22 protein-coding genes, 2 tRNA genes and 1 other RNA gene are annotated in these 24,942 nt (G+C 63.2%); 8 read left to right on the top strand and 17 right to left on the bottom strand.

Annotation, left to right across the window (positions count from 1 at the left end; all coding sequences use genetic code 11):
• The coding region (locus tag VFV96_13360; protein ID HEU5071385.1) for a radical SAM protein at positions 1-944 on the bottom strand (944 nt) is incomplete at its 3' end.
• Between the two features lie 100 nt (positions 945-1,044).
• Between VFV96_13360 and VFV96_13355 the strand changes: the two genes are divergently transcribed.
• Together VFV96_13355 and VFV96_13350 are read left to right on the top strand one after the other, a co-directional pair.
• On the top strand, positions 1,045-1,635 hold the full coding sequence (locus VFV96_13355) for a hypothetical protein (GenBank protein HEU5071384.1): 591 nt from the start codon (positions 1,045-1,047) through the stop codon (positions 1,633-1,635).
• Positions 1,636-1,645: 10 nt separating this feature from the next.
• Positions 1,646-2,401, top strand: a complete 756-nt coding sequence (locus VFV96_13350; GenBank protein HEU5071383.1) for a glycosyltransferase family 2 protein — start codon at positions 1,646-1,648, stop codon at positions 2,399-2,401.
• Here VFV96_13350 and VFV96_13345 read toward each other — a convergent pair.
• On the bottom strand, positions 2,379-3,059 hold the full coding sequence (locus VFV96_13345) for a methyltransferase domain-containing protein (GenBank protein HEU5071382.1): 681 nt from the start codon (positions 3,057-3,059) through the stop codon (positions 2,379-2,381). The genes VFV96_13350 and VFV96_13345 overlap by 23 nt on opposite strands.
• Positions 3,060-3,079: 20 nt before the next feature.
• On the opposite strand from VFV96_13345, the gene VFV96_13340 reads away from it, so the two are divergent.
• Complete coding sequence (locus tag VFV96_13340) at positions 3,080-3,472, top strand: hypothetical protein (protein HEU5071381.1); 393 nt, start codon at positions 3,080-3,082, stop codon at positions 3,470-3,472.
• On the opposite strand, the gene VFV96_13335 is transcribed toward VFV96_13340, so the two are convergent.
• Positions 3,451-4,221, bottom strand: a complete 771-nt coding sequence (locus VFV96_13335) for a hypothetical protein (protein ID HEU5071380.1) — start codon at positions 4,219-4,221, stop codon at positions 3,451-3,453. The two genes, VFV96_13340 and VFV96_13335, sit on opposite strands and share 22 nt — an antisense overlap.
• Positions 4,222-4,266: 45 nt before the next feature.
• Here VFV96_13335 and VFV96_13330 point away from each other — a divergent pair, with 45 nt between their 5' ends.
• Entirely contained in the window at positions 4,267-5,520 is a 1,254-nt protein-coding gene (locus VFV96_13330; GenBank protein HEU5071379.1) for a class I adenylate-forming enzyme family protein, read from the top strand.
• A gap of 139 nt (positions 5,521-5,659) precedes the next feature.
• Here VFV96_13330 and VFV96_13325 read toward each other — a convergent pair whose 3' ends face one another.
• The 5 genes from VFV96_13325 to VFV96_13305 form a co-directional block, all read right to left on the bottom strand.
• Positions 5,660-6,097 (bottom strand): 3-hydroxyacyl-ACP dehydratase FabZ family protein, encoded by a 438-nt coding sequence (locus VFV96_13325; protein HEU5071378.1) that lies wholly within the window; start codon positions 6,095-6,097, stop codon positions 5,660-5,662.
• Positions 6,094-6,768, bottom strand: coding sequence for an outer membrane lipoprotein carrier protein LolA (locus VFV96_13320; GenBank protein ID HEU5071377.1), 675 nt, complete (start codon positions 6,766-6,768; stop codon positions 6,094-6,096). The genes VFV96_13325 and VFV96_13320 overlap by 4 nt, the downstream gene beginning before the upstream one ends.
• Positions 6,769-6,836: 68 nt before the next feature.
• Positions 6,837-10,130 carry an MMPL family transporter gene (locus tag VFV96_13315; protein HEU5071376.1) on the bottom strand — a complete coding sequence of 1,098 codons (3,294 nt, stop codon included), beginning with the start codon at positions 10,128-10,130 and terminating at the stop codon, positions 6,837-6,839.
• Positions 10,127-10,594 carry a hypothetical protein gene (locus VFV96_13310; protein ID HEU5071375.1) on the bottom strand — a complete coding sequence of 156 codons (468 nt, stop codon included), beginning with the start codon at positions 10,592-10,594 and terminating at the stop codon, positions 10,127-10,129. The genes VFV96_13315 and VFV96_13310 overlap by 4 nt, the downstream gene beginning before the upstream one ends.
• A gap of 9 nt (positions 10,595-10,603) precedes the next feature.
• Positions 10,604-11,908, bottom strand: a complete 1,305-nt coding sequence (locus tag VFV96_13305) for an NAD(P)/FAD-dependent oxidoreductase (GenBank protein ID HEU5071374.1) — start codon at positions 11,906-11,908, stop codon at positions 10,604-10,606.
• A gap of 229 nt (positions 11,909-12,137) precedes the next feature.
• Here VFV96_13305 and VFV96_13300 point away from each other — a divergent pair, with 229 nt between their 5' ends.
• Together VFV96_13300 and VFV96_13295 are read left to right on the top strand one after the other, a co-directional pair.
• Positions 12,138-12,554 carry a PEGA domain-containing protein gene (locus VFV96_13300; GenBank protein ID HEU5071373.1) on the top strand — a complete coding sequence of 139 codons (417 nt, stop codon included), beginning with the start codon at positions 12,138-12,140 and terminating at the stop codon, positions 12,552-12,554.
• 25 nt (positions 12,555-12,579) lie between these two features.
• On the top strand, positions 12,580-12,909 hold the full coding sequence (locus VFV96_13295; protein ID HEU5071372.1) for a hypothetical protein: 330 nt from the start codon (positions 12,580-12,582) through the stop codon (positions 12,907-12,909).
• A 144-nt stretch (positions 12,910-13,053) separates the two neighbouring features.
• On the opposite strand, the gene VFV96_13290 is transcribed toward VFV96_13295, so the two are convergent.
• From VFV96_13290 to rpsT, 5 genes are all read right to left on the bottom strand, one after another.
• Positions 13,054-13,128: transfer RNA gene (locus VFV96_13290), tRNA-Glu, on the bottom strand.
• 107 nt (positions 13,129-13,235) lie between these two features.
• Positions 13,236-15,650 carry a ferrous iron transport protein B gene (gene feoB / locus VFV96_13285; protein HEU5071371.1) on the bottom strand — a complete coding sequence of 805 codons (2,415 nt, stop codon included), beginning with the start codon at positions 15,648-15,650 and terminating at the stop codon, positions 13,236-13,238.
• A gap of 23 nt (positions 15,651-15,673) precedes the next feature.
• Positions 15,674-15,916, bottom strand: a complete 243-nt coding sequence (locus VFV96_13280) for a ferrous iron transport protein A (protein HEU5071370.1) — start codon at positions 15,914-15,916, stop codon at positions 15,674-15,676.
• 3 nt (positions 15,917-15,919) lie between these two features.
• Positions 15,920-16,225, bottom strand: coding sequence for a FeoA family protein (locus tag VFV96_13275; protein HEU5071369.1), 306 nt, complete (start codon positions 16,223-16,225; stop codon positions 15,920-15,922).
• 114 nt (positions 16,226-16,339) lie between these two features.
• Entirely contained in the window at positions 16,340-16,603 is a 264-nt protein-coding gene (gene rpsT / locus VFV96_13270; protein HEU5071368.1) for a 30S ribosomal protein S20, read from the bottom strand.
• A gap of 123 nt (positions 16,604-16,726) precedes the next feature.
• Here rpsT and rnpB point away from each other — a divergent pair.
• Positions 16,727-17,117: RNase P RNA component class A (rnpB, locus tag VFV96_13265), an RNA gene on the top strand.
• Between the two features lie 17 nt (positions 17,118-17,134).
• On the opposite strand, the gene VFV96_13260 is transcribed toward rnpB, so the two are convergent.
• On the bottom strand, positions 17,135-18,712 hold the full coding sequence (locus tag VFV96_13260) for a family 10 glycosylhydrolase (GenBank protein HEU5071367.1): 1,578 nt from the start codon (positions 18,710-18,712) through the stop codon (positions 17,135-17,137).
• A gap of 169 nt (positions 18,713-18,881) precedes the next feature.
• Here VFV96_13260 and smc point away from each other — a divergent pair, with 169 nt between their 5' ends.
• Entirely contained in the window at positions 18,882-22,652 is a 3,771-nt protein-coding gene (gene smc, locus VFV96_13255; GenBank protein HEU5071366.1) for a chromosome segregation protein SMC, read from the top strand.
• A gap of 91 nt (positions 22,653-22,743) precedes the next feature.
• On the opposite strand, the gene VFV96_13250 is transcribed toward smc, so the two are convergent.
• From VFV96_13250 to VFV96_13240, 3 genes are all read right to left on the bottom strand, one after another.
• A complete protein-coding gene (locus VFV96_13250) occupies positions 22,744-22,986 on the bottom strand; it encodes a hypothetical protein (GenBank protein ID HEU5071365.1) in 243 nt (80 codons plus the stop codon).
• A 135-nt stretch (positions 22,987-23,121) separates the two neighbouring features.
• Positions 23,122-23,209: transfer RNA gene (locus tag VFV96_13245), tRNA-Leu, on the bottom strand.
• Positions 23,210-23,258: 49 nt separating this feature from the next.
• Positions 23,259-24,869, bottom strand: a complete 1,611-nt coding sequence (locus VFV96_13240; protein ID HEU5071364.1) for an oligopeptide:H+ symporter — start codon at positions 24,867-24,869, stop codon at positions 23,259-23,261.
• Positions 24,870-24,942: the final 73 nt, after the last annotated feature.

Below are 24,942 nucleotides of genomic sequence, written 5' to 3'. Positions count from 1 at the left end.
CCCTCGGCGCCAATGGCGTTCAAGACCCGCTCCGTGGTCATGATGAAGCGTTCGCGTTTGTAGATGACGTAGTTTTCCCGCACTTCCTCCGGGGTGAGGTTGATCGTGGCCAGATTCGCGCCGGCGCGCAGGCCGTGGCGGTAACCGTCCTTTTCCGCCAGATTCAAGGCGCTCACGGCCGGAATCACCCACTGCGGGTGCCTCAAGCGTAACGCGGCCATGCAATTCAACGTCCAGTTCGGATTCGCGCGGGGTGCGGTCGCCAGCGGCGTTGCTTCGCCGGGAATGAACGGGCTTACGCTGCAACCGTGCAATGGCAGCGACGCGGCCAGCTCCAAATTGCGCAACAGATCGGCCGGCATCTGGCCGGGGAGGCCCGCGATGAAGCCGGAACTCACTGTCCAGCCGCTTTCCGCCAGGAGTCGGATGTGGGCGAGGCGTTCCGTCAAGGTTCCGGGCGCCTGGAAGCGCACGTATTGCTCCGGGTTCGCGCACTCGAACTTCATGATGTAGATGCTCGCGCCGGCCCGTTGCAACTCATGATAGAGTTCGGCATTCAGCGTGCCGAGACACACGCTCACGCCGAGCGAAGTATGTTGACGAATCGCCCGGACCAGCGGGATCGCCACGTCGCGCACGGCTACGGGATCTTCGCCGGCCTGGATGTTGATGTCCGTGACGCACTCCGGCCGGTGCGAGAGAACCAGTTCGATCAGTTGGTCGGCCTGGGCGCGATAGCGGGCCAACGCGTGGTTGTCCCGGCGCATGCCGCAATACGCGCATTGCTCGCGGCAGAAGTTGGAAATCTCGACCACGGCGCGCACGAACACGCTGCGGCCAAACGTCGCACGCGTGACCGCGGCCGCCCGATCCAGCAGTGCGGAATGTCCGGCGCCGTCCGCCGCGAGATCCGCCGCGCTTGGATGGTAATGAAGCTCCGTCACGAACTCATTAGAGTAAGCCAGCAGGCCCAAATCAACGCATTTTCCGTCCCGCCCGCAGCGGCGGATTGCAGCGCGCGACGGGATTCGTTATGGTGGGCGGATGCAAAGCATTTGTTGCTGGTTGAAATCACTCGTGCTGGTGGCCCTGGTTGGTGTCGCGGGCGGCTTGACGAACGTCCGTGCCGGCGAAGCCACGGCGTTTCAGCTCGTGAAAAAGGGCAACGACTACGTCGGCAAGGACTGTCGCGACAAGGTCGTGCAAATTCGCTCGGAGAAATCCATCGGCAGCCTCACGCCCACCATCTGGTATGTCGTCTATTACGATGCCGACGCCGCGTTCAAGGCCACGGAAGTCAAGTTTGGCGCGGGCGAAAAGCTGAAGGTGTCCCGGCCGTGGCGGATGCTCGAACCGGTCACCGGCGGCAACAAGATGCTCGACAAGGACAAGCTGAAAACCGACTCCGACGCGGCCATCCGCATGGCGACTGCCGAGCCGTTGCTGAAGCCGCTCAAGCTGACCGCCACGCAACTCTGGCTTGAAAACAGCGACGAGGGCCCGGTCTGGAAGGTCCGCCTGTGGGCCAGCAAGTTGAGCAATCCCATGAAAAGCGTTGATGTGGGCGACGTCTTTGTTTCCGCCGAGACCGGCAAGGTGACGCGTTCGGACCTGCACATTGACCGCGTGGATTGACCGCCGCCGGATGGAATTGTCGTCCTCAGACCCCGCGCGTTGGGCCCGCCAATGTGCGCTCGTGGTGCCTTGCTACAACGAAGGCGCCAACATCGGTGGGCTGGTTTCCCAACTGAAGAATGTCCTGCCGTCCGTCATTGTGATCGATGACGGCTCCACCGACGAAACCGGCCGCGCCGCCGCCCGCGCCGGTGCCTGTGTTGTGCGGCACCCCGAAAATCAAGGCAAGGGCGCCGCGTTGCGCACCGGCCTGCGGAAGGCGCTGGAACGGGGCCATGCGTGGGCGCTCTGCCTGGATGGCGACGGGCAGCACGCGCCGGCGGATGTTCCGGCATTCCTGGCCTGCGCCGACCGCGACGGCGCGGCGTTGATTGTGGGCAACCGCTTCCATGCGCCGGACCGCATCCCGCCGGTGCGCCGCTGGGTCAACCGCTGGCTGACGCGCCGGCTGTCCCGATTGACCGGCGAAAGGCTCCTGGATTCCCAGTGCGGTTTCCGGCTCGTGCGGCTGGATGTTTGGGCAAAGCTGCCGCTGCAAGCCGACCGTTTCGAGGTCGAATCGGAATTCCTGGTGCAATTTCTGCGGGCCGGCGAGCGCGTGCGTTTCGTGCCGGTGCAGGTGATTTATCGTGGCGCCGGCAGCAAGATCCGTCCGCTCCGCGACACGTGGCGCTGGTTGCGCTGGTGGTGGAATCAACCGCGCCCGGCCAGTCCGGTCAGTGCGACGCTTCCGGCGCCGCTGCTTACTTCCGCGCCTGCAGAATGATCCGTGTGCCGTAGTAAAGCCACACGTGCGCCCCGTCCAGTCCGGCCTGCTGCGCCAGCGAACGTAATTCATCGATCTGAAAACCGCGCCGCACCGAGGTCAGCGCGTCTTCCCGCACGGGCTGCGACAAGCCGAAGAGGCGCGTGGACAGCCACAACATCGCCAACAGCCCCGCGTTGCGGTGCAGGTCGGAAATCATGACCGCTTCGCGGCCAACCCGCCACGCCTCGCGCAGATGTTGCACGACTTCACCATCCGTCAGGTGGTGGGTCATTTGCGACGCGACCACGACGTCGAAGCTGTCGTTGGGAAAGGGCAGGTCCAGCGCCGAGCCGCTGACCCAGCGGGCGCCGTGACGCAGATGGGGCGCAACCGGATGCAAATCCAGATTGGTAAAGTGCCAATTCCAGCCGCGAGTCTTGGCCCACTGGGACAACGTCTGGCCCAGCAGTCCCGAGCCGGCGCCGACGTCCAGAAATTCCAGGTGGCGGCAGCGTTGCTCGCCGAGCCAGCGGGGCAGCACTTCCTCAAACGGTTTCGCGAACAGAAAGAAGCGGTTGACGCGGTCCAGGTCGGCGAGGGCGGCGAGCATTTCGGATTCGGACCGCCCCGGCAGGTCGAAATATTCTGCTTGCGTGGAGCGCGGACCCAAAAACATGCTCCCGCAATAGAGCAAACATGCCAGCAACTCAAGCCTCACCCGCCATTTTCGGCGTCCCGCTCCTCACGATTGTCCGCAAAGCCGTCACGCTTGTCATCGTGGGCATCCTTTTCGGCTGGATTTACGCGTGGGCGTCGCCCCGGGTTTTCCCGCGCGATGTGCAGGCCGGGCTCGGTCTCGGGATGGCGCACGGCGCCTTGATGCCGATGGCGCTGCCCAGCCTGCTCATCGGCAAGGACGTGGACATCTACGCGGCGAACAACAACGGGCGCGCCTACAAGATCGGCTACATCGCGGGCATCAACCTTTGCGGACTCGTCTTTTTCGGCTCGGCGTTTCTGCGTCCGCCCAAAAAACGGCCACCGGCCGAACCGCCGCCCGGGCCGGATCACAAAAACCAGTTGCGGTAGATTTCAATCACGTCGAGCGGGCCGCCGGCCCAATACGCATTCGCGGGCAGGGAAAAGGTCCGCGCGGCCGCGTCAAACGACACGGTCGTGGGTGCCTGGGGATCGTTTGGATCATAGGCATCAAAGCACAGGCCCGCGGCGGTGGCGGTGCAACCGGTTAAAATCATCCCGTGATTGATGGTCAGCTTCGGGAAGCGCACCAGATGAATGACCGGCGGAACGCCGCGGTCAAGCGCGGCGGCCAGCTGTGCGGCGGTGCGCGCCTGATGGGACCGTGAAATGGGAAAAATCATCCGCCAATGACTGCGCAGCACGTAGGAGCGCCATGCGCCGCCGCATTCGGCCTTCAGCAACGCTTCCCACGCATGGCTGAAATCCCGCAGTCCGCCAAAGCCCGGAATCTTCACGCGGTCCTCCACCGGGCAGGGCACCCGCGGACTGCGCGAAACCACCGCGCGAATCTTGCAGCGATACGTCTGCTCATCCACCGCCGTCATCGTGGCATCGAATTCGGCGTGGTAAAAGAACTGCCGGGCCGCGCGGGTGAGCACGAAGCAGCGATGCGCGTATTGCGGTCGCGGTTCGCGGCGGGAAAACGTCATCCGGTCCGTCGCGGCGTCCACTTGATACGCCCAGAACAATTCGTTGGCGAAGGCGAAGCTGTCGCGTGCGAACAGGAAGCGCGGGCGCGCCGCTTCCCCAACGGGGGCGGCGGCAGCAGGGCGGGCGATGACGTCGGCGGCTTGCATCAATTCACTTGCCCGCCAAGTTAGGAGTGCCTTACTAAGCTGACAATGCTTTACGAACGCTGGGGCCGCATCGCCGTCCAGTTTCGGGACGAAATCGCCCTGCGCGATTTGGCCGGCGAACGGCTTTGGACTTTTGGCGAGCTGCATCGCCTGGGCGAAACCTGGCTGGTGCCGGACGCGCCGGTCGTCTATCCGCAGGGGAACCAGCCGGAATTCATTTTCACCCTGCTGGCTGCGTGGCGCCGGGGGAAACCCGCGTGTCCGTTGGAAACGGAGCAAACCCCGCCGGCCATCGGCGCGTTGCCCGCGGGTTGCGAACATTTGAAAATCACTTCGGGCACGACCGGCGCCACGCGGTGCATTTGCTTCACCGGCGCGCAACTGGCGGCAGACGCCGCGAACATTGTGGCCACCATGGGACTGCGCCGGGAATGGCCCAACCTCGGCCTCATTTCGCTCGCGCATTCCTATGGTTTCTCCAATCTCGTGCTGCCGCTGCTCCTGCACGGCATTCCGCTGGTGCTCGTTCCCGCGCCACTTCCCGAAGCCCTGCGCCAGGCGGTCGCGGCGCACCCGGCGGTCACCGTCGCCGCCGTGCCGGCCTTGTGGCGGGCGTGGCACGAGGCCGGAGCGCTCAACCCCGGCATCCGGCTCGCCATTTCGGCCGGCGCACTGTTGCCCACGACGCTGGAGCGCGCCGTGTTTGCCGGAACCGGCATCAAACTCCACAACTTTTACGGCTCCAGCGAATGCGGCGGCATCGCCTACGACGCCAGCGAAACGCCGCGCCCGGATGACGCGCTGGCCGGCACGCCGCTGCGTAACGTGACGCTGTCGGTGAACGAAACGGGCTGCCTGACCGTTCGCAGCGCGGCCGTGGGCGAAACGTATTGGCCCGAACCCGCTGCAGGCCTGGGGCGCGGCGAATTTGTCACGTCCGATTTGGTGGAACTGGTCGGTGACCAGGTTTTCCTGCGCGGACGGGCCAGCGATTTGATCAACGTCGCGGGCCGCAAACTCTCGCCTGCCACGGTCGAGCAGGTGTTGAGCCGGCACCCGGCCGTGCGCGACTGCCTCGTCTTTGGCGTTGCGAGCCAGGCGGCAGACCGGGGCGAGCACATTGTGGCCTGTGTGCAGGTGAGCCGGGACACGACCGTGACGGAGCTGCGGCAATTCCTGCTCGCGCAATTGCCGGCCTGGCAGGTGCCGCGCGAATGGCAGTTCGTGGCTTCACTGTCTGCCAACCAGCGCGGCAAAATCTCGCGCGCCGAATGGCGGAGACGCTACCTGGCACGTTGAACCGGAACCAAAATCATAGTGGCCTTGTCTCGGGGTGGCGGACGGGGTGAGTGTAACTGTGTGGGCTCGGAACACGTTTTAGGCTCGAACCGACAATCAAACCGAGGCGGGCCACTAAGCCGCAATCCAAAGTTTTCGGTCAAGCCGTCGTTCCCGCCAACGTGATCTCCGCCGACAGATAGAGCACGCCACCGACGGTCACTTTGGCCTGCGCCTGAATCAAATGGCCCAGCCGTCCGTTCACCACAGCTTCGATGTGGAGCACCTCACCGGGGCGCGCGGCGCCGAGAATTTTTACCGTCCGCAACGCCGTTAACTTCAGGCCGGGCAGGGGACCCACTATTGGATCAGACTGGGCGACCACGCCGGCCAGTTGCGCGCCCGCTTCCACAAGCAGCACGCCGGGCATCAGCGGATCGCCGGGAAAATGGCCGCGCAAGAAAGGCTCGTCGCCGCGCACGGTGTATTCGCCGGCGCCCGCCTTCCCGGGTTCCAACCGCGTGATGCGGTCCACAAACCGGAATTCCGGTCCATGTGGGAGCGCGCGCAGGGCCGCCTGCAAGTCGTCGTGGTTCATTGGCCCAGAGGTTCGACCACCTTGAATTCCGGCGTCGGTTTCCATTGGAAAACCGAGGCGTCGAAGCCGGAGTTCATGACGCCGTTCGTAAAGTCGTTGCGCATCCGCGAGCCGTCCACGAAGACCATTTCCGTGGACTTCAGCGTGTAATCATTCGTGGCCAGGCCGATGACCACCTCTTGCATCAGCTTGCGCGCAAAGGCGCTGTTCGGCTGCAGTTCCAACTGCCACGTGCCGTTGGTTTCCGTGAGCGACCGGATTTTGAAGCGCGCTTCCAGGTCGGCCCGCGTGCGCGGAAAACCGGCTTCGAGCAGCGCCAGCGCGTCGCGCCATTCGCCGGCGGACTTGGCGTTGACCGGGTAACGCTCGGCGCGCTTGAGCTTCGGATAAATCACCCACATTTCATCCGCGTCGCGCAGCGCGATGGTTTGGGAGGGCGATTGCAATTCCCAGCGAAAGCGGTTGGGTGGCGCGAACCACAGGTGGCCGGTCGCGAGGAGCGGGCGCGTGAGCACCTTGAGCGTGCGGGTCTGGGTGAAGTCGGCGCTCCAACTCTGGAGATTCGTCTGCGCGGCGAGCCATCCATTGAGGACGGAGTTGGTGTCCGCGGCGCGGGCGTCGAAGACGGAGAGCAGCAGGGAAAAAACCAGCAGCCCGCAGCGAACCTGCAACCGCGAAGCCAACCGTGAGCGTCGGATGCGGGTGGTCGGAGGCTGAACTTTGGATGTTCGGGACGCACTCATTCCTTCTTCCATACGGGCACGAAATGATACCACTGCGCGGCATGCTGGCGAATGGCCGGCTCCAACGCACGCATGATTTCCTGGGTGAGCTGGATGCGCGCGGCGCGATTGCCGATGGCGGCCCGGTCGTAACGCACCTCCGGCAGCATGCGCGCCGTGTAGTCACGGCCCTCGCGCACGAGGTAAACGGGCACGATGGCGCAGCCCGATGCGCGGGCCAGTTCCGCCGCGGCAATCGAGGCTTGAAACGGCTGGCCGCACAGTTCCACCGTCACGCCGGTTTGGGGCGCGGGCCGGTCCACCAGCAACGCCACGCTCGCGCCCTCCTGCAGGCGCTTGATGATTTCGATGAAGCTGAACGCATCGGCACCGACGACGAGGGTTTCAATGCCCCAACGGGCGCGGGATTCCTGGCGTAGTTGGGTCAGCCGGGCGTCGGGTTCGGCCTGCGTCAGCACCAGCAATTTCTGGCCGCGCTCGATCATGAACGGTCCGCCGAGTTCCCAGTTGCCCAGATGCGGCGTCACCAGCAGCACGCCGCAACCGCGCGCGGCGGCGGCTTCAAAATGTTCCCAGCCGCTCCAGGTGGCGAAGCGGCGTCCCACGGCCTCGCCGCCCTCGTAGCGCCAGAGGTCAACCAGCTTTGTCGCAAACGCCGAGAACGACTGGCGCGCCAGGCGATGTGCCTGCGTGACGTCGTGATTCACGAGCGGCAGAAGATTTTGGGCCACGACTTCGCGACGGTGCGGGGCGAGCCAGTAATACGTTCCCGCCGCCGCGCGGGCGACGGTTTCGGTCAGGCGGGGCGGCAGCCAGCGACAGAGCGTGACGCCCGCCGCCCACACCCGGGCTTGATAGAAGGTCGAAGGCCGGGACGGCAGCGCCTGCGCCGGGACGTTCATCGGGGCGAATTTGCGCCACCACACCGGCAGCAGAAATACGGCGAGCAGCATGTTGCCGGCGATGCCCACGGCACAGACCTGGCCGAGGCTGGCCATGCCGGCGTTGCTCGACAGACCGAGCATGCCGAAGCCGGCGATGGCCGTGCCGCCGCAGAGCAGCAGCGCGCGGCCGACGGAGGCCCGGGCGACGCGCAAATCCCCGCCGTGCCGGCGCAGCGCGAGTTGCATGAAGATGCCGTAATCCACGCCGGTGCCGAGAATGAGCGGCAGCGCCATCAGATTGAGCACGTTCCACGACCAGCCCGCGAGTTTCATGACCGAGAGCAGCAGCACGCCGCTGAACAGCAGGGAGCCAAGGCTCAATAGAATTTCCGCCGGCCGCCGGAACGCGAGCCAGAGTGACAACAGCACAAGCGCCACCATCGGCAGCACGAGCTTCCACAGGTTGGCCTTCACCACGTCGAGCACCGTGCCGCCCAGCAGTTCCCAGCCGGACAACCACACGCCGTCGTGGGGCAAAGCGGCTGCGAGGGAGCGGAAGGCGTCGGGCGGTGCGTTGGTGGCGGGAAACAGAATGCCAACGGCATGGAGTTCGTTCGGTCTGCGGGCGACGAGTTTGTCGAGCACCCAGGTGCACAGCGCGTTGGTGGGCCAGAACACGTTGGTGGCGGCGGCGCGTTGCCAGGTGTCGAGCACGGAATCCGCAAGGCCCATGGCGTCGCCGGAAAATCCGCCGGCCAGCAGGGCGTCGCGCAACGCCGCCCGCTGGGCGATGAGCGGACGGGCCGCGGCGGCGTTGGCGGCCTGATTCGCCGGATGCGGCCACAGCGATTGCGGCAAGGTGAAGCTGGTTAGCCACTGATTGGACACGGCCGTTTCCAGCACCGGCTGGATATGGTCGAGCTTCGCGGCCACGTCGCTTTCCGTCTGTCCGGCGACCACGACCCAGAGCGGGTCCTGCGTCTGGCCGAGCTGGCGCTTCATTTCGTTCAGCGCCGCGTAAGCCTGGCTGTCGCGCGGTTGCAGCGTGTCGGCGCTGCCAGAAACGGCCGGCAATCCCGTGACCAGAATCAGTCCGCACGCCACCAGCAACAACGCCGTGATCCAAACCGCAGTGCGTTCGACGAGGAACGCGCGGGCCGGCGTTGCGGAAGCCGCAACGGATGCCGTCGAGGTGGCTGTTCCGCCGTGCATGCGTTCCGGAAAGAGCGGCGGCAGATACGCGAAAATCATGACCACCGCCGAGAGTGCCACGCCGATGCCGACGAGGGAGCCGAGCTGCGCCAGCCCGGGCAGACCGCCGAAATTCAGGACGAAAAAGGCCGCGATGGTCGTGATGGCCGCCCAAAAAATGCTTGGCGCAATGGCCCGGCGGATTTGCGGCACGCTGAGGTCCGGATGGGCGATCGCCTCCTGGTAATGCACCACGGCATAATCCACCGCGAGGCCCAGCAGGATTGCCGCGAAGCCCATGCTGATGACATGAATGGTGCCGAAGAACAATCCGCCCAGCCCGAGCGTGAGCGCGAGGATGATGCCCAGCAGCGTCAGCAGCCAGAGCATCGGTTTCCACCGCCGGTGGGCGAACCAGAACAGGATGGCGATGATTACGGCCGTGCCGCCGCAGGACAAAATCATGTCGCGCCGCATGCTGGCCGAAATTTCGGCGACGAACGCCGGCCGGCCGGTGAAGGCGATTTTCACTCCGGCTCGTTCGGCCGGCGACAGGGCGTCGTCGGTGATCTGGCGAACGTCGTTCAACCACGCGGTGCATTCACGGTAGCCCTTGAGTTCGCCGTGCGGCCGGACGAACAGCAGCCGGAATTGGCCGTCGGGTGAGGCGAACAACGACTGCCCTTGCGCAAAGTTCGGCGCCATGCCGGCCACGTTGTCCGGCAACCGGGTGAAACCGTAGGGATCGTAACTGAGCTGGGCGATGTCCGTGGGCGAAAGCGTGGTGGCCAGTTGCTCGCGCGTGGCGTCGAGAATGGCGGGCCAGTGGGCGGGGGCGAGGCGGTTCGTCAGCGCACGAAACACCTCCGGCGGCTGGTTCAACCAGAGATACGCCACCAGCTCCGGCGCCTGCTCCGGATGCTCCAGCCAGGGCGCCTGCCAGGTCACGTTCGCGACGAGATTGCTGTGGGCTCCGAGTGCTTCGGCCAATGTCTGGGCATCGTGCGCGGCGGTGGCGGCATCGGCGGCCGTGAGCGTGACGAGCAGGTCCTGCGCATTTGCAAAATGTTCCTGGTAACGCTTGAGCCCTTCGACGGCCGGGATTTGGGCAGGCAGCAGATCCAGAACTTCGGCGTCGAAGCGCAGGTGCAGCCAGCCCGCGAGAGCCGGGAGCAGCAAGCATAGCCACGCCCAATGCCAGCGCGCTTTTTTCATGGCGCGAGGCTGCCCTCCAACGCTTCGCCGGTGTGCTGGTTCTCCAGCCGCCAGGCGTTGCCGTCACGCGTGAATTTCCAATGGGCGGCCAGCGGTTCGCCGGCCAACGCGTGCGGCAATTGGAACCACACAAAACGCGCGGGCGGTTCGCCGCGACCGTGCCACGCGTATTTGCCCGTGCCGAAACGGATCTGCCATTCATCACCCGTGATTTGCGCCGTCGCGAGCGGGAAGGGGATCTTGTCGAACTGCACGAACAGGTCGCCGTTCGTGCGGGTGGCGAGGAGCAGTTCGCCCGCGAGCCCCGGGCGGGAGCGGCTGGGTTTCCAGACGGCCTGTCCCGGCTGCACCGTCCAGCCGGGGGCCTCCAAATCCGCTGGCGGAAGCCAGTGCGTGGTGCGGCAGCCCGCGCCGAGCAGGACGAGCAGCAGCGGGCCGGCGGCCCAGGGAAAGCGGCGGCGCATGCGGTCAGTTCAGGCGGCCGCCTTGGGGGCAACCTTGACCGGTTTGCGGGGCACACCGAGCGCAAACGACAGGCGCGGCACCAGCGGCCAGCGGGACTGCAATTTCACGAGCAGAAAAAAATATTCGAGCCGCCAGCGCACCGACCAGCCGGCTTCGAGTTCGCCGGCCAGCATCGCGTTGACTGCCGCCGGCAGATCGTAATGGTTGCGCGGCTGGAGGAACAGTTCCATGAAGGGCTGCGTGTAGTAATTCTCGACCATGCGCCAGTAGAAGCGCATCGCCTTGTGCAGACGCTTCTCGTATTGCCGCGCGCGGCGCCGGCCGTCGTTGTTGCGGGCGATGGCTTCGGTGATGACTTCAGCGGCGAGCTTGCCCGACCACATGGCGAGAAATACGCCCGCAGAAAAAATCGGGTCCATGAACCCCGCGGCGTCGCCCACGCGCAGCAGCCGGTGTCCGGTGAACTGCCGGTTGTGATAGCTGAAGTCGCTGGTGGTTTGGATGGTGCCGAGCAATTTCGTTTCAGCCATGCACTGGGCCATGGGCGGACTGAGTTTGACCCAGTGCTGGAACAGGTCGGCGGGCGGCTGGTTGGCCGCAGCGAACTCGTCGCTGTCGATGACCAGGCCAACGCTGGTCTTTTCCGCCGAAACCGGAATGACCCAGAACCATTTGTTGTCCAGGCGCACGATGATGGTGTCGCCGCCGCGTTCGCCGGGATCGCGGGCGACGCCGGTGAAATGACCGAAGATGGCCAGCTTGCGGTGTTTCGGATGGATTTCGCGCAGCCCCTCCTGATTGCCCGTCAGGTTGGCCCGACCGCTGGCATCGACGAGGAACTTCGCCTGAAACTGCCGTGTAGTGCCGGCGGGATCGCGCGCTTCGATGGACACGCCGTCCGGTTGGGAGGTGAAGCGCTGCACGCTCCAGCCTTCGCGCACGTCCGCGCCCAGTTTGCGCGCGTTCTTCAACAGGATGTGATCAAACACGGCGCGCTCGACCTGCACGGTTTCCGGTTCCCGCGTGAAACGGCCTTGCGCGAACACGAACTGGGTGGAGCCGCGGCCGTTGCCGAGGCGAAATTGGGCGCCGGTTTTGCGCGGAAAACCGGCGGCGGCAATTTCATCCAGCACGCCGAGCTCGCGCAAAATGGGCTGGTTGTAGGGCAGCAGCGATTCACCGATGTGGAAGCGCGGGAAAACCTCCTTTTCGAGCAGGAGCACCCGCCGTCCGGCGCGGGTCAGATAGGAGGCCGTGCTGCTGCCGCCCGGACCGCCGCCGATGATGATCACGTCAAAACTGTCACTGGTCATGCGCGAAAAACTAGGTAAATGCGCCGGGCAAGGCAAGGCCGGCGGCAGCGAGTGCAGTTAAAGCGGAAGGCCGCAGTGGACCAAGCTTTTCCCAACGCACTGTTGGCCGATTCCCTTGCGGAAATATCCGCGGGTGCGCGAGTCATGGTTGATCGCGTATGATTTTCAATGGGTTCAAACGGTTTGATTTCGCTTTCTCGACTTCAATGACAGGGGTAGAAGGACCATCATGAACATCAACTTTTATTGTGTCGGATTGGCGTCATTGGCAATCGCGCCAGATTTTTGCGGGTGTGCCACGAGTGCGGGTTCCAAGGCAGACCGAGGCCCTGACGGAACAATCGCCTACAAGGTGGAGGTTGAGTCTTCAACTCCGGGTGCCCGCATTGAAGTGAACGATGACTACATTGGCAAGACGCCCCTGATTTTGACCATCTATGGCGATCGCGATGGCACATTCCACAATTTTGGGAGCCATGACTACGTCATCCGCGCGTTTCCGGTCTCAACCAACCAGTATCCGCAAACCAAGGTGTTTCGCACCGGGGGGTGGTTTTCCGAGGAAGATCGGATCCCCGGCCACATCTTTTTTGACATGGAACAGCAGAACAGTGGCTTTTCCATTGATCTGAAACCACGATACTGAACAACCCTGATAAGGCGACATTCCCATGAAACCAAATAAGACGCTTCTCCTGCTCACGGCGATTTCAATTGTGGCGTTCTGCCTGTTTCGCTTGCCTGCTGCTGACGTTCCCGCAGCGCCGCGCTTTGAATACGTTACCATTCGCTGGGACGGTAAAGACAACACTCACATAATACGGCCCGGCGGACAGGTAGAGCACGTGGGCGTTGAACTGCGGAAGGCAAGGCGGCCGGATCGAGTGGACGAGCATGCATTTTACATGAATCTCGTGATGAACGGACTTGCCAAAGAAGGATATGAATTCGCAGGCATGACCGGTGACGAGATTGTAATGAAGCGTGCCTTGATAAAGTAGGGGTCGGAGACGGACACGCGAACCCGCGTTAAACAACTTTGGATCCGGCCAGCGGGCATGGGCTTTTCGATTGTCCGCTTTATCTCAATCTCAGAGGCCGCTGGCGAAATGCGTCATCCTTGAGAATAGGTGGGGAAGAAATGTTGGCGACCCTACCGGGACTCGAACCCGGGCTACCTCCGTGAAAGGGAGGTGTCCTAACCGCTAGACCATAGGGTCGCAAAGGGCCGACATCATAGGAATGACGCCGCACTTGTCACGAAAAAATCCTGCGGCGGGCACGGTTTGTCGGCGGCGGTGCCAGCGCAGCTCCCGTTCCCACCACTTCAGTGCAGGCCCAGCCAGAGGCCGATGTGCCGCATGGCAAACGCCAGCCCCCACGCGAGCAGGCCCATGTAAAGCCACTGAATGAACGGCCATTTCCAGGAGTTCGTCTCCCGCCGGACAATGGCAACGGTGCTGACGCATTGCAGCGCGAACACGTAGAAGACCATCAGCGTGAGACCCGTCAGGGTGGTGTAAATCGGCGTGCCATCGGGGTGCTGCTGCGCCTGCAAGGTCTTCGCGAGGTTCTTCGTGGTGGTGTCCTCGTCGGCGGACTGTCCCACATTGTAAACCGTCGCCATGGTGCTGACGAACACCTCGCGCGCGGCAAACGAGCTGACAATGCCGATGCCCATTTTCCAATCAAAACCGAGCGGCGCAATCACGGGTTCGATCAGGCGGCCGATGCGGCCGGCGAAGCTGTGCCGCAACTGCTCGCCCGCGAGTTTATGACTGAGTTCCTTGAGATGTTCCAGGTCTTCAACCTGCGAACGTGACCAAAAATAGACGATGGCCGGCGGCTGGTCTGGTTTGGCCGGGGGGTGCACCGCTTTTGCGCCCATGGCGAGGTTGAGCGCGTTGGTGGGTTCGGAGACTTCAAACGTGAGCGCTTCATCCGCCTTGCGCGCGAGTTGCGCTGCGTCCTTTACGTCCGGAAACAATCTGGTCGCCACAGCCAGGCGCTGACCTTCCAGCGTTTTCTCCACGGTGGCGTTCTTGGGATACGTGGCAAGGAACCAGAGCAGGATGTTGATGCCGAGAATGACCGTTCCCGCGCGTCGCAGGAACAGTTTGGACCGGTCCCACATGTGGCGCAGGACCACTTTGAACAGCGGCATCTTGTAGGGCGGCAGTTCCAGGATGAGCATGGGCGTTTCACCGCGCAGCAGGGTTTTCTTGAAGAACCAGGCCATCAACAAGGCTACGATGATGCCGAGCAAATACATGCCCAGCATCGTCAGGCCCGCGAGCCGGAGCACGCCAAACACCTTGATGTTCGGAATGCACGCGGCAATGAGCAAGGTGTAAACCGGCAGCCGCGCCGAGCAGCTCATCAGCGGCGCGACGAGGATGGTTACGAGACGGTCCTTGGGCGTTTCAATCGTGCGCGTGGCCATGATGCCGGGAATCGCGCAGGCGAAGGAACTCAGCATGGGAATGAAGCTCTTGCCGTGCAGGCCAACGCGACTCATCAGGCGGTCCATGAGAAACGCCGCGCGCGCCATGTAGCCCGTGTCCTCCAAAAAGCCAATGAACAGGAAGAGCAGCAAAATCTGCGGCAGGAAGACGATCACGGCGCCAACACCGGCCACGACGCCGTCCGACAGCAGGCTGTTCAGTTCGCCGGGCGGAATGGTGTTCTTCACCTGGGCCGCCGCCCAATCCACAACCGCCTGCAGTGCGTCCATCGGATAATGGGCAAAGGTGAAAATGCTCTGGAACATCAGTCCCATGATCGCCACGAAAATGAGCGTGCCCCAGACCTTGTGCGTCAGGACGCGGTCGAGGCGGTCGCTCAAGGTTTCACCGCTGACCGTGACCTGCGTCGTGACGCCGGCCTGGATTTCCGAAACGCACGCGTAGCGCGCTTCGATGGCGGCGCTGCGCCAGTCCAGTTCAGCCTTGTCGAGGCGTTCGCGCGCCGCCGCCACCGCCGCGTGGAGCGTGGGCGGATAACCGTCGCCGATGGCGGCCAGAACGCGCTCGTTGGTCAGCACGAGCAAGGCTTCGGCCCAGGCTTGGGCGGGCGCCGTGGGTTGCAATTCGCGCAGGCGTCCGGCAAGGGCTTCCACCTCCTGCTCCAGCATCGCCGGCAGCGGGCAGAATTTTTTGGCCGCGGCGGGCGCGGGCTGGCGCAACGTCCGGACGATGTCCGAGCGCAATTCCGGAATACCGGTGCCAACGCTGGCCACGATGGGCCAGACCGGAACGCCCAATTGTTCGGACAAGGCCACGACGTCGATGTGATGGCCGTTGGCTTCGGCCACATCCACCATGTTCAGCGCGAGAATCGTGCGCTTGCCCAGTTCGATGACCTGCGTGGCGTAGTAGAGGTTGCGCTGAAGATTGGACGCGTCCACTACCACGACCACAAGTTCGGGCGGAGGCAGTTCCGGCAGGCGGTTCAGGAGCACGTCGCGCGAAACCTGTTCGTCGAGCGATTGCGGCGCGAGGCTGTAGGTGCCGGGCAGATCGATGATGCGGAGGTCTGCGCCTTCGGGGGCGCCGAGCAGCTTGCCTTCCTTGCGTTCGACGGTGACCCCGGCGTAATTGCCCACCTTGGCGCGCAGGCCGGTCAGCGCGTTGAACAGCGTGGTCTTGCCGCAGTTCGGATTCCCCGTGAGCGCAATGTAGAGCGGGCCGTTGTGGAGTGGCGAAGGGCGGGGGGCGGTTCCGTCTGGCGTCGGAGCATTCATCGCAGCGTCCAAGGCAAAACGTTTCAGCTCTTGGCGCGGACGAGGATCAGCTCGGCCTCATGTTTGCGCAGCGAAAGGTTGTAACCGCGCACCTTGATCTCGATCGGGTCGCCCAGCGGGGCAAAGCGCACCAGTTCGACCGGGGTGCCGGTCAACAGGCCCATTTCCATGAGACGGGCTTTGGAGGCGGCGGGCAGTTTGATTTCCGCGACGACGGCCGGCATTCCGACCGCCAACGCACTCAGCGGTTGGAGGGCGTCAGTCATGGTTCAGGATCTGGATTTGGCCGAACCGTTCATGGGTTGGACCATGATTTTTTCGGCGAGTTGCCGGGAGATGCCCAGCCGCGCGTTGCACACTTCGCAAATGATGTTCGTCGCGTGGCTGACAAGCCTGACCTGACGCTCCTCGCCCAGGCCCATTTCGCGCAGGCGGCTGGTCAGGTCCGGTTCGGTGGCGAGTTCCTTGATGCAGACGGTTACGCCGGCCTGCACGTGACTCAGCGGACAAGTGTCAGCGTGGACGCATTGGCCTTCCACGAGCACAACTTCCTTTTTCTTGTCCTTCTGTCTCACCGGGCTGCAGGCTAAACGGGGTTGCGCAGGCGTGCAAGCGGCATCTCGGAGGAATCCCGCAAACAAACAACCCTGAGCAGCCGCGGCCACCCAGGGTGAAAACGGAACATTCGCCTACTTCAGCTTGTTGAGGCTCAGCGTCAGGCGGGACTTTTTGCGGTCCGCCGTGCCGCGCTTGACCACGCCGGTCTTGACGGCCTTGTCGTAGGCGGATGCGGTGGCGCGGAGCGCCTTCACGGCGTCTTCCTTCTTTCCGGCCGCCACGGCGGCCAGATAATCCTTCTCTGCCTTGCGGACGCGGGAAATGGTCCGGCGATTGTTCAGGCGCTTGCGCTCATTGGCGCGGGTGCGCCGCTCTGCTGATTTCGTATTCGGCATAAAATACTGTCGGTCGCTGCAATTAAGGGCGCAGACGGTAGCGGAATAAGCGTCAATGTCAACGGCAGGAATGGGTGAATCGCAGTTGTGCCGGGGACGGGGGCGGGCTACCGTGAGGCGGTTTTGGGAGGGCGGAGAATCGCTTCCGGCGCAAGTCGGGGGAGGAAAGTCCGAACACCACCGGGCGCGATGCCGCGTAACCCAGGCCCGTTCGGCTGGGATACACGCGGGAGAACCGTCGGAAGACGGTTCGACGGAAAGTGCCACAGAGAACAAACCGCCCGGCTGAGCAATCCGCCGGGCAAGGGTGAAAAGGTGCGGTAAGAGCGCACCGCGCGAAGCGCAAGCGACGCGGCACGGAAAACCCCATCGGGTGCAAGGCCAAATAGGGGACCTTGGAGCGGCCCGTTCCGCGGCTGGGCAACCAGCCGGGTCCCGGGTATGGCTGCTGAGACAAATGATTCTCTCCGCCGCAAGGCGCAGACAAAATTCGGCTTACAGCCCTCCCAAAACCAGCTCCCGGTCCGGCGCTCATTTTGCGAGGCGCAACACGACGGACGGGCTCGCATTGCCACAGCGATCCACGGCGGTCACCGCCACCAGCTCCGGTTTCAGGGCAAAATGGAGCGCGCTTTTGTGGCCCGGCAGAATGTCCGTTTTCCAATCACCATACTGCTTGGACTGCACCACCCAGAGCCACGGCTTTTCGGAGCCCGAAGCGGCCCACGTTGCGGTGGCCTTGGCGCCATCAATCAGCACCGATGCCGCCGGCCGGGTCGGCGCCGTGCCATCAAGCCAGGGACTGGCCGGGATCAGCGCGGGTTCGCGATAGACACCCTGCTTCAGAGCCGTTCGCAGGGCCGCATTGTTCATCAAGGCCATGGCGCTCCAGTGAATCTCGCCATCGGCCCCGGGCTGCTTCCGGATGATTTCGATTTGCCGTCCGATTTCGCTGGCCGGCCAGCCGCTGCCCACCTTGAGCGAATTGAGGCCGGGCCAGAGATGTCGCCGCCGGGGATTCTGTTCGCTCCACCAGTTCAACAACACGGGAAAGCTCTGCGCCTTCGAGTCAATGGCCCAGTAAAGTTGCGGTGCCAGGTAATCGCACCAGCCTTCGCGCAACCACTTCCGCGCATCTGCATACAGTTTCCCGTAGGCGTCGAAGCCTTCGATGCCGGGCGGGTTTTTCGGGCGCCAGATGCCGAACGGACTGATCCCGAAACGCACCTGCGGTTTGGCCGCGTGGATGGCGCGATCAACACTCTGGATGAACTCATCGACGTTGCGGCGGCGCCAGTCGTCGCGGCTCAAGCCGGATGACGCGCCGAACTTTTTCCAGCTGGCGTCGTCGGGGAACGGCAAATCATTCCCGGCGGCGTCCTTTTCGGCATACGGATAGAAGTAATCATCGAAGTGAACGCCATCCACGTCGTAGCGGCGCACCACGTCCATCACCACCCGCAACGAATAGGCGCGCACGGCCGGGTCGCCGGGATCGAGCCAGTAATACGCGCCATACTTGCGGACCAGCTCAGGATGGGTGCGAATGATGTGATCGCGCGCGATGGGCGATTTGGCGCTTTTGTGGCGCGCCCGGTAAGGGTTGAACCAGGCATGCAGTTCCAGGCCGCGTTGGTGGGCTTCGGCAATCGCAAATTCCAGCGGATCATAAAAAGGGGAGGGCGCCTTGCCCTGTTCGCCGGTGAGGTATTCCGACCACGGTTCCAAGTCGGATTTGTAAAGCGCGTCGCACGCGGGCCGCACTTGAAAAATGACCGCGTTGAGATTCAGTTCGACGGCCCGGTCAAGCAGGACGATCAATTCGGCCTTTTGCTGGGCCGTCGTCAGACCGGGCTTGGACGGCCAGCACGAGTTGCCCACGGTGGCCACCCACATGCCCCGGAACTCCCGCGGAATGGCCGGTGCCAGCGTGCCGGTGATGCGGTAACTTTCGGCCGGGGCGAACCCGGCAAACCACAGGGCAAGCCCGGTCAATGACAGCCGCTTGAACCGCCCCCGGAACGAAGCCGGCGGCCTTAGCAACAGGAGCGCTTGGGCGCACAACGAGTGAAACATGTGGCGCACTATCTCATTGGTGGCGCTAGACATCCAGTCTGGGATGTGGCATCAATCGTTCGTGGCCGCCAAAAAGGTGTTTTAAGCCGGCGGCCCTGCCGGTTCCTCACCTATTACTTGTGCGCCGACCACGCCAATGGCCCCGCATATTGTGGTTTTCCCTTTACACTGCGGAGCGCATCTGTTTGAGTCACCGCCAATCATGTATCTCAAAAACCTGACGGTTCTTGGTTTTAAGTCCTTCGCGGACAAGACCTCCCTGAACTTTCTGCCCGGCGTGACGGCCATCGTGGGCCCCAACGGTTGTGGTAAGTCCAACGTCAGCGACGCTATCCGTTGGGTCTTGGGTGAACAATCTGCCAAGGCCCTGCGCGGCGGCGAAATGGCCGACGTCATCTTCAACGGCACCGACGGCCGCAAGCCGCTCGGCATGGCCGAAGTCTCCCTGACCATCGGCGACGTGGATGATGAACATCTGCGCGCGGCGGGGGTGGAAGTTGGTTTCAACGAAGTCACCATCACGCGCCGAGTCTTTCGCGATGGCGGCAGCGAATATTTCATCAATCGCACGGCCTGCCGGTTGAAGGACATTCAACAGCTTTTCATGGGCACCGGCATGGGCCGGACGAGTTACAGCATCATGGCGCAGGGCAACATCACCCAGTTGCTCTCGAGCAAGCCGGAAGACCGCCGCCTGGTTTTCGAAGAGGCGGCGGGCATCACGAAGTTCAAGGCCCAGAAGAAGGAGGCGCTGCGCAAACTCGAATATACCGAGCAAAATCTCCTGCGTGTCGAGGACCTGATCAAGGAGGTCAAGCGCCACAAAATCTCGCTCGAACGTCAGGCCGGCAAGGCGAAGCGCTACAAAGCCATCGCGAACGAACTGCAACAGCTTGACACCCAGCTTGCGCGGCACGAATTCGACGTCCTGCAATCCGAAATCACCGAGCGCACGCACACGGCGGAACAGCTCCGCCGGCAAATCGAGACGGTGCAGGCCGACGTGTTGCGCGGCGAGGATGAAATCGGGCAGTTGCGCGAACGGTTGTCCGAGCTGGAACAGGAGATTTCCGCCACGCAACAGCGCGGTCTGGAATTGAAGTCCGAGAGCGACCGTCACGAAAGCCGGATTCATTTCAACGAGGAGCGCCTGCGCGAACTCGCCGCCCAGAATGAAAAGGCCCTTTCCGACATCAACCAGGCCGAGGAACGTGGGGCATTGGCCCAAACGGAACTCGATTCGCTGAGCCAGCGACTGCAAGCCTCTGAGGCGGCGCTCATCGAACACCGCGTCAGCCTCGAAAAGAAGCAGGCGGCGCTGAAGGGCATTGAAGAAGAGCTCCGCATCAAGCAGGAGGCCCTGCGCGTCGCGCAGGCCGAGGCGTTCAGCGCGGCCCAGGAACTGGCCCGCGTGCGCAACGAAATCACCGCGCTCGATTTGCAGAAGCAGGGCAACATTGTCCGGCTGGAAAAGTTGTCCGCGGAAAAGATCCAACTCGAAGAGGAACGCACGCGTCTGAGCCTCCGGCTGGGGGAATTTCAGGCGAATGTTGAGACCGAGAAGCTCAACGTGCAGACCGCCCGGGGCACGGTGGAGGAGCGCCAGGCGCGGCTGAAAGAAATTCACGAGGAACTGAAGGTGGTTTCGCAGCAGCAGGAACAATTGCTGCGCGAACAGGCGCAATGCCGTTCCCGGCTGGAGGTGCTGGAACAATTGGAAGCGGGCCACGAAGGCTTCAGCGCGGGCGCCCTGGCGGCGCTCAAGCAGTCGGAGCACGTCCTTGGCTCGCTCGCGGACCGGCTCAACGTTCCCGACCGGTTTGTCACGGCGATTGAGGCGGCGCTGGGCCAGAATCTGCAACTGGTGCTCACCGAACACACGGAGGCCGCCGAGCAAATCCTGGCGGGCTTGAGTTCCGAGCGCAAAGGGCGGGCGAGCGTGGCTCCGCTGGCCCTGACGCGCGAGGGCGGCGCCGGCGTTCCGGAATTTGACCCACAGCTTCAGCTTAACGGCGAACCGTTGGAAGCCATGCGTGTGGTCGGCGGTGATCCCTCCATCCGTCCGCTGCTCGCGCGCCTGCTGGGCGCGACCCGCGTGGTGCCGGATCTCGCGGCGGCCACCACGGCGTGGAAAGCCTGCAACGGGGTGCATCAATTTGTGACCGTGACCGGCGAGTTCCTGAGTGCTCACGGCGTTTACACGGGCGGCTCGACGAATGACGGCGGCAAGGCGCCCCAATCCATTCTGGGGCGCAAGAATCAGATTTCCGAACTGAAGGCGGCGCTCGAGGCGATCCACGAAAAAGTGGAGGCCACCAGCCGCCAGCGCGGCGCCCTGCAAAGCGAGCAGACCGAATTGCAGGCCAGCTTGCAGGAGGCCCAATCCGATCTGCGCGCTCAGGAAGTGGCCATTGCCACCCATGAAGGCGAGGTTCGGGCGCTGACGGATTCCCACCGGCTGCTGGGCCAGAAAATCGAGACGGTCGTTTTTGAAGTGCAAAGCCTCGCCGCCCAGGAAGAGGAAGGTCTGCAAAAGCGTGCGGCCCTGGCCGAGCGGATTGCCGCGCTTGAAACACGCGAACAGGAACGGGCCACCACGGTGGCGGGGTTGACTGAAAACCTCGAGACCCTGCGGGGCGAACGTGACACGGCGAACAGCACGTTGACCGAGAGCAAGGTGGCCTTCGCCGCGGAGGAGCAGTTGCTGGGCTCGCTGCGTCAACAACGCGGCGCCATTGACCAGCGCCTGCGCGAATTGACCCAGCTCGTGGCGCAGCGCCGGGGCGAAATGTCCGCCTTTGTCACGCGCAAGGAACATGCCGAGGCGGAGATTCAGCAATCACGCGGCGAGATGGACCGGCTTCAGCACCTGCGCGAGCAGGTGAACGAGCAGGCCGCGGCGCTGCTCGCCCAAAAGCAGGCACAGGAAACCGACATCAACGCCCGCGAGGAAAGCTTGCGGGAGCAACGCCGCAGACTGGGCCTCCTGACGGAACAGCGCAGTGGACTGGATGTGGAGGTCGCCCAGAAGCAGATGTCGGTGCAAAACCTGCGTGAGCGCGTCCAGCAAAAATATCACGTCAATCTCGACGACGTCCGCAGCGAAACCATCAAGATCACCTACGCCGACTCCGGCCCTGCGCGGGTCGAGATTGCCGGTCCGGACGAGGTGGCCGCCGCCGGCCTCGGCACGGATTGGGAGGTGGTGCGCGCCCAGGTTGAAGCCTTGCAGAAGCGCATTGATGAAATGGGGCCGGTCAACCTCGTGGCCATCGAGGAATACGAGGAAACCGAGCAGCGTTTCACTTTTCTCAGCCAGCAGCACGCCGACTTGGTCACGGCCAAGACCGAACTGGTCGAGGTGCTGGGTCGCATCAACGTGCAGACCCGCGAAATGTTCGTCACGACGTTCAACCAGATTCGCGAGAATTTCCGCGTCATGTTCACGGAGATCTTCGGCGGCGGCAAAGCCGACCTCATCCTCGTGGATGAAAACGACGTTCTCGAGAGCGGCATCGACATCGTGGCCCGCCCGCCCGGCAAGCAGTTGCAGAGCATCTCGCTGCTGTCCGGCGGCGAACAGACCATGACGGCCGTGGCACTGTTGTTCTCCATCTATCAGGTGAAACCCAGCCCGTTCTGCGTGCTGGACGAACTGGACGCGCCGCTGGACGAATCGAACATCAACCGCTTTGTCCGCGTGCTGCAACGTTTCCTCGAACACTCGCAGTTCATCATCATTACGCACAACAAGCGCACCATCGGCATGGCCGACGTGCTCTACGGCGTGACGATGCAGGAACACGGCGTCAGCCGCATCGTCAGCGTGAAGTTTCACAAGAAGGATGAACCCGTCGGGGAAGCCTCGGCCGCGGCGCCCCTGGTGCCGCCGCCCGCCGCCCCGCCGATTGAGGCCGAAGAAGACAGCCCGCACCGTCGGGACGAGACGGTGGACATCGTCATGGCCAAGTGAAACGTCGCGCCCGACGCAGGTTTCAATTCAAAAGGCCGGCTCAAGGTGAGCCGGCCTTTTGATTTTGTCCGCCGGTCCGGGAGGCCGGCGGTCACTTCAATCCCTGTCGGGAAGGAAGTGATGCTGGGTTGGCAGCGGGAATCTGCACGGCTTCATCGAACTGGCTGTCGATGAATTTTACCAGGATCTGCACGCCCTGCAGCCGGTGATGTTCGGCGAAATTGATGGCACGCTGTGAATGCTCGAAGTCAAAGGCCTCGTAAGGATTGGCTGTCCAGTTTCCCAGGCTCTTCAAGAAAAGCTGGGTGCGGATGTGCTGGAGCAGAATGCGCATGCTTTCAATCCTGGCAGGGCGGCGACGGGGAGACTTTCGGCGCCTTAAGGCCGGGTGTGATTTTAAACTAGGCCGCAGGCCGATGGCTGCAAGACCAAACACGGTCAAGACCTGTCGTGAATAATACGGAGGAATTGGTGCCGGCGGTGGGACTCGAACCCACACGACTTTTTACGGTCCCGGGATTTTAAGTCCCGTGCGTCTGCCATTTCGCCACGCCGGCCTGAAGCCAACCTAGAAAGCGGTGCCGGCGAAGGAAAGGCGGAAAGTGTTCAGCGCCCCTCGGCGGCGGCCTTGTCGCGATAGCGGTAGAACGACGCCACGACGCTGAACAGAATGGCTACGATGAACGTGAGCCCCGCGTATTGCAGAAAGCGCCCGGCGCTGACGGACGTGGCGTGGTCGGTGCCGCTGGCGAAGAGCTTGGTCACCGTCACCACGAACAAATCGCCCATCGTGACCGTCAGCAGCCAGAAGCTCATGATGGTGCTCTTCAACTCCGGCGTCGCTTCGCGGAAGGCGAATTCCAGACCCGTGGTGGAGAACAAAACTTCGGCCGCCGTCAGGATGACGTAAGGCACGGTCTGCCACAGCACGCTAATATGCGCGCCGGCATCGATCTGGCGTTGGAGCGCCGCCACGACCAGGTAGGACGCCGCGGCCAAAAACATGCCGTAGGACATGCGCCGCAGCGGTGAGGCCAACCGGCCGATGCTCGGGTAGAGCAGCAGTGTGAACAACGGCACCAGAATCATGACGATTAGCGGATTGGCCGACTGCATCTGCTCGGCGCCAATTTTGAGGCCGAACAAGGTGGTGGCCACCATCTTTTGCCCCTGCAACACCCACGTTGAATTGGTCTGGTCAAACAGCGTCCAGAACACCGGCACGAAGGCGAAGATGAACAGGATGGGGCTGAACGAACGGGCGCCGGTGATTTCACTCTCACTGTGCCGGGCAGACGCGCTGCGCCAGAAGGCGTCGGGCAGTTCCATTTTTCGCAAGAGGCTCAGCCCGAGCACGAGCAAATACCAAATGGCGATGCAGACCAGCGCCGCCCAGCCCACGACTTTCGTCACGGCGTTCTGGCTGGAGAAGCTGAGGCACGTCATGAGGCACAGGGCGAGCACCGGCAGTCCCAGGGTCGCCAGCAAATTGATGCCGGCGGCGAGCGAGTGTTCCCGGCTCGCGCGGAACGAGGCCCAGAACACTTCGAAAAAGCCCGCGTGCTTCAATTCCCGGTTCGGCGGGATGCGGATGTAACGTTTGGTGCCGAGCCAGAAAATGAACGTCGCGATGCCCATCAGGAAGCCGGGCACGGCGAAGGCCCAGCTGTAACCGTGCGAGTCCTTGATCCACGGAATCACGAGAAACGAGAAGAACGAACCGAGATTGATGGACCAATAAAACGCGCCGTAGGCCTTTTGCAGCAGATGGGATTGTTCCGGTTTGAACTGGTCGCCCATGAACGCCGAGACGCAGGGTTTGATGCCGCCCGAGCCCAGCGCGATCAGCGTAAGGCCCACCCACAGGCACAGCATTTTGCCATCCACGCCGCCCGCGAGATCGCTGCAAGCGAGCACGCCATGGCCGAGGCAATACAGCAGCGACACCCAGAGAATCGTGTGGTAACGCCCGAAGATTTTGTCGGACAACCATGCGCCGATCAGCGGCGTGAAATAATTGGCGGAGACGAAGGCGTGGACGATTTCGGTGGCGGCGTCCGGCGATTTGCCGAGGCCGCCCTGCAACAGGGAGCCGGTGATGTAACCGGTGAGGATGCTCCGCATGCCATAGTAGCTGAACCGCTCGCAGGCTTCGTTGCCCACAATGAATTTGACCTGGGAAGGAAAGCGGTTGGCGGCGGGTTTCGCGTCGTTCATGGCAATGTTTGCGTGTCTGCCTAGCGAAAATGTGGCACGAGCGCGAGGAATTCTTTCCACCTTGCCACCCCGC

Source organism: Verrucomicrobiia bacterium (assembly GCA_035765895.1).
Classification (GTDB): domain Bacteria; phylum Verrucomicrobiota; class Verrucomicrobiia; order Limisphaerales; family DSYF01; genus DSYF01.
The sequence above is the reverse complement of the archived record's forward strand: the minus strand, read 5'-3'. Positions and strand labels throughout refer to the sequence as shown.